This is a genomic window from Pseudomonas sp. 2822-17, from assembly GCF_002742485.1.
Classification (GTDB): domain Bacteria; phylum Pseudomonadota; class Gammaproteobacteria; order Pseudomonadales; family Pseudomonadaceae; genus Aquipseudomonas; species Aquipseudomonas cyclaminis.
Window position 1 is genome coordinate 1 of the sequence record NZ_LJRZ01000129.1, and the last position, 323, is coordinate 323.

The 323-nt window shown below is 37.8% G+C and carries 1 protein-coding gene; it reads left to right on the forward strand.

What is annotated here, in order from left to right; genetic code table 11:
- Positions 1-76: 76 nt before the first annotated feature.
- The coding region (locus AOA60_RS33235; protein WP_218240488.1) for a hypothetical protein at positions 77-323 on the forward strand (247 nt) is incomplete at its 3' end.

Consider the following 323-nt stretch of genomic DNA (forward strand, 5'->3'; position numbering starts at 1 on the left):
ACATAGGAGTAGGTGATCCATTTGAATTTTTATGAAAAGGATGTTTTGTTAAAGAAGATTCTAAAAGAATCATTGGATGAAGAATTCTTTCAATGGGCAGATAGAGAGCTCATGGAATTTGGTGAATTATGTGCAACTAAAATTGATGAACGGGCAGCTCATACAGATCGAAGGTCAACCAAGGCTAATAAAATACGATAAATATGGAGTGGATCAATCGCGTGTCTGGGTAAATGAAGGGTATAAAAGGACAGTTGAGGATACGTATGGACGGGGAATAGTAGGCTACATTCATAAAGAGATACCAGAGCTGGGTCATAAAG